The organism is bacterium (genome assembly GCA_026398675.1).
GTDB lineage: Bacteria > RBG-13-66-14 > RBG-13-66-14 > RBG-13-66-14 > RBG-13-66-14 > RBG-13-66-14.
This window is the reverse complement of record JAPLSK010000249.1, coordinates 1-4,420: the sequence shown is the minus strand read 5'-3', so window position 1 is coordinate 4,420 and position 4,420 is coordinate 1. Positions and strand designations below refer to the sequence as shown.

General features: G+C 63.6%; 4 protein-coding genes. 2 read left to right on the top strand and 2 right to left on the bottom strand.

From position 1 onward, the window contains the following. Positions 1 to 1,511: MMPL family transporter (locus NTW26_07795; GenBank protein MCX7022156.1), on the bottom strand; the 1,511-nt coding region annotated here is incomplete at its 3' end. Between the two features lie 19 nt (positions 1,512 to 1,530). Next, positions 1,531 to 2,109 carry a TetR/AcrR family transcriptional regulator gene (locus NTW26_07790; GenBank protein ID MCX7022155.1) on the bottom strand — a complete coding sequence of 193 codons (579 nt, stop codon included), beginning with the start codon at positions 2,107 to 2,109 and terminating at the stop codon, positions 1,531 to 1,533. A gap of 231 nt (positions 2,110 to 2,340) precedes the next feature. Here NTW26_07790 and acpP point away from each other — a divergent pair, with 231 nt between their 5' ends. Together acpP and fabF are read left to right on the top strand one after the other, a co-directional pair. Beyond that, positions 2,341 to 2,586 (top strand): acyl carrier protein, encoded by a 246-nt coding sequence (gene acpP, locus NTW26_07785; protein ID MCX7022154.1) that lies wholly within the window; start codon positions 2,341 to 2,343, stop codon positions 2,584 to 2,586. Between the two features lie 91 nt (positions 2,587 to 2,677). Further along, complete coding sequence (gene fabF, locus NTW26_07780) at positions 2,678 to 3,913, top strand: beta-ketoacyl-ACP synthase II (GenBank protein ID MCX7022153.1); 1,236 nt, start codon at positions 2,678 to 2,680, stop codon at positions 3,911 to 3,913. The last annotated feature ends 507 nt before the right edge of the window (positions 3,914 to 4,420 follow it).

Below are 4,420 nucleotides of genomic sequence, written 5' to 3'. Positions count from 1 at the left end.
AGGGGAACGAACCGGTCAACCTGAACGATCCGGCGTTGCTCGCGCAGGAGCGCCCCGATGCTCTGGGCGCCGTGCCCAACCTGGGAACGCATCAGCTTCTCGATGCGCTCCATGCGCGCCAGGACGCTGGGGTGGCGGATGTCCCCCTGCACGTACACCTGCATCGGCACGCTGCCGCCGAAGTGTTTTTCTATGACACGCTCGCTCGAGCGCATGGTGGAGTCCTCCGGGAAGAACTCGACCAGGTTCACCTCGCGCCGCACGTAGGGGAGGGCGACGATACACGCGACGAAGAGGACCAGTACGCCGAGGCAGATGAGCCTCGGGCGCCTCTCGATGAAGCGGGCCGTGGCGTGGGAGAATTTTCCCGGCTCGACCATGCGGTTCACGAAGTCCCGCTTCACCGAGCCGCCGATTATGGCCAGGACCGCCGGGACCAGGGTCAGGGAGATGACGGTGGCGCCGAAGATGCCGAAGGCGGCGAAGAGGCCCATTTCCCGGATAATCTGGATGTTGGCGCTCGCCAGGGACCCGAAGCCGACCACCGTGGTCAGCCCGGCGAAGAGCACCGGCACCCCGACGTGGGAGAAAGCGAGCCGGGTCGCCTCGCGCCGGTCGTCGCAGAGTCGCCTTTCATCCACGTAGCGGCTAACCATGTGGATGGCGTAGGCCGAGCCCACCGCCACCAACACAACCGGGAGGACGCCGGTCAGGAGAGAGATGGGGGTCCCGGTGAGCCCCATGAGCCCCAGGCTCCAGATCACGGCGAACCCCACGCCCGCCAGCGGCAGAAATACGCCCGCCAGGCGACGGTAGAAGAGCCCCAGGACCAGCGCCACCAGGCCGAAGACCACGGGAGTCAAGAGGCTCATGTCGCCCTGGACGATCCGGTCCATGTAGTAGATCTGGAAGGGCAGCCCGGCGTAGTAGAGCTTCACGCCCGTCCCGGTGAACCCATCCTCGGCTGTGCGACGCAGCTCCTGACCCAGCGCGACCCGGTCCACGTCCCCGTTGCCGGTGAGGCGGACCAGGATGACCGCGAATTTCCCCGAGGGAGAGACGAAGATGCCTGTGTACATCTCCTTTCCCAGGATGTAGCCGCGCTGGGCGTCTATGTCCTTCTGGTCCGGCAGCTCGCCGGGGGCGAAAAGGTCGCCGACCTCGATGCCGCCCTCGGTCTTCTTGATGTCCATCATCTCGGTCAGGCAGAGGACGGAGTCCACGCCCGCCAAAGCCTCGGCCTTCCGGGCGAAGCCCCGCATCGCCCCGAGAACGTCGCGCCGGAAGACGTCGTCCGCCTCCAGGCCCACGAGGGCGACGTCATTGCCGCCGAAGGTTTCTCCCATGTAGTCGTAGAGCTTAACCACCGGCTCTTCGGGGTCTATGGAGGCCATGAAGTCGGTCTTGACCACGAGCTTGCCCATGCCCCAGAAGAAAAAGCCGGTAACGGCGAGGACGGCGACGAGGACCGGCCAGCGGTGGCGGACGACGAAAGCGGCGATTTTATCCAAGATTCCCCTAAAGGCGGTGTCAGTCGGTTTTCAAGAGGCCGTGCAAGAAGACGTTTAAGAGGTTGTTCATGGCGCCCTCGGCCCCGACGAGGCGCACCTGCCTGATCCAGTACTCGCCCGTGGCGTCGAGCACCGCAACCAGAATCATCGAGAGCAGCTCGACATCCACGTCCCTGAACTCCCCACGCTCGATGCCGTAGGAGAGGATTTGGCCGAGGAACTCCATCTCCCGGGTCTTCAGCTTCCCGAGAATTTCGGTAATCTCCGGAAAGAGCTCGTCCAGGACGCCTTGCTGGATGTTCAGGATATCCAGCTCCTCGCCGAAGACCTGGTAGCGTATCTGGATATAGGTGCGCAGCTTTTCCCGGGCGGTCTCGACATTAGCCAGGGACTCGGTGATGCGTTCGATGGCCTTGTCCACCTCCTCGCCCACGATGGTGTCCCAAATCTCCTCTTTGCTCTTGAAGTGGAAGTAGACCGTGCCCTTGCCGACCTGAGCGGCGCGCGCTATCTCGTCCACCGAGGTCTTCCGCTTGCCGAAGCGGATGAAAAGGCTTTTGGCGCCGGCGAGAATGGCCCGTTTAGTATTCTCGGACAAGCCCTCCCCCTTTCCCATGATCCTCTGGCATACAGACCGACCAAATAGGTATTACTGGTCGGTTCGTCGGGTAGTCTAGAAAAGGTCGGGCAGGTTGTCAACCTTTTTTTCGGCGCAGCCGGAAAAGGGGCGGCGGGTGCCGGGGTCGGGCCTGCGGGTTCCCTTGACACGACCGAGGTTTTACTGCTAAAGTACCCCCTCGCGACATCAACGAGACCCGCGGGAGGCTTTATGACCTACGAAGAGATCGAGGCCAAGGTTAAGGAGATCGTGGTCAACGAGCTCAGTGTGGACGCCGACCAGGTGACGCCGGACGCAGCTTTTGTGGACGACCTGGGCGCCGATTCCCTGGACACCGTCGAACTCGTTATGAAGCTCGAGGAAGAGTTCGACATGGAGATACCGGACGAGGACGCCGCCAGCATCCGCACCGTGGGCGACGCCATCAAGTATCTCCAGGATCACGTCAAGGAATAGGCAATCGTCGAGGTCGTCCCCCAACCCGGGCGATGACCGACTATAACGGCGTCTCTCAAGGACGCCTTTATCAAACTATGAGGTGTTTCAGATGACCCGACGAGTCGTCGTCACCGGCCTGGGCGCCCTGACCCCGGTCGGTTTGAACGTCAGGGAAACCTGGGACGCGCTTCTGGCGGGGAAGTCCGGCGTGGCGACCGTCACCGCCGTGAACCCGGAGCAGTACCCGTGCAAGGTGGCGGCCGAGGTGAAGGGGTACGATCCCCTGGCGACAATCGAGGCTAAGGCCGCCAAGCGGATGGGGCGCTTCGTCCAGTTCGCCCTCACCGCCTCTCAGGAGGCTCTGGCCGACGGTCGCATCGCGCTAACCGACGTTGACCGGAACCGCTTCGCCGTCATCATCGGCGTGGGCATCGGCGACATCAAATACCTCGAGGAGACGGCCGGTAAATTCGCGGAGCGCGGCCTGAAGGGGATCAGCCCCTTCTTCATTCCCCAGGTCATCGCGGATATGGCCGCGGGGCAGGTTTCGATCAGCCTGGAGCTCAAGGGGCCCAACTACTGCACCACGTCGGCCTGTGCCTCGGCGACGCACGCCATCGGAGAGGCCTTGGACCATATCCGCGCCGGACGGGCCGACATCGCCCTCGCCGGCGGGGCTGAGGCGGCCATCTGCAACCTGGGTTTCGGCGGATTCTGCGCCGCACGGGCCCTGACGACCAGGAACTGCCCCCCCGAGGAGGCCAGCCGGCCATTCGACGCCCTGCGCGACGGCTTCATCATGGGGGAGGGGTGCGGGATTCTGCTCTTGGAGGAGATGGAGCACGCCAAGGCGCGCGGCACGAAAATCTACTGCGAGCTGGCGGGCTACGGCCTGTCCGGCGACGGCTACCACCTCACCGCCCCGGCGCCGGGGGGCGAAGGGGCGGCCCGGGCGATGGCCATGGCCCTGAAAGACGCCGGCCTGGCCCCCACGGACATTGACTACATCAACGCCCACGGCACCTCCACCGAGCTCAACGACAAGTTCGAGACCCTGGCCATCAAGACCGTCTTCGGGGATCACGCCCGCCGCCTGGCCATAAGCTCCACCAAGTCCATGATCGGCCACGGCCTGGGCGCCGCCGGCGGCATGGAGGCGGTGGCCACGGTGAAGAGCATCGAGGCCGGGATCGTCCACCGCACGGCCAACCTCACCCACCCCGACCCGGAGTGCGATCTGGACTACGTTCCCGAGGGAAGCCGCAAGCTGGACTTGAGAGTCGCCCTGTCCAACAGTTTCGGATTCGGCGGCCACAACGCGGTCATCTGCTTCAAACGGCTGTAATTCTCTGCCACGGTTAGCAAGAGCGGCCCCGAAGGACGAGTCCTCTGCGGGCCGCCGTGTTACCCCTCACCCCAGCCCGTGCCTCGCAAGTCTCCCACAGTGAGAGGGAAACGCGGGCCGACCTAAACGGCGCGCCGTCGGTCGGCCCCTACGAGCGTGGCGCACGATTCAATCATATCCCATAGGGCGGGGATTTGCCAGGGGCATAGCTCGCTTCGCTCAGTTCCTATCCCGGCCGCTTTTACTATCCCATCCTCGATTCTCACCCTAGCCCTCTACACAGAAGGGAGAGGGGAACCGCCGTAGAGACGGGCCCCTTTGGCAAGCGATTATTCAGGGTTTAGCCTGGAACCCGTAGGACCGACATCGGGACACACTCCTTTTTCGATCCGGTCTGGGAAATCCCTTAATCGAGTTGACGAGTCGGATTTCAACTGCTAACCTCCGTGGTGAGGGAGGGTGATAACCGTGGCCATTCTACCTATCTTCTGCTACGAAGACGAGGTG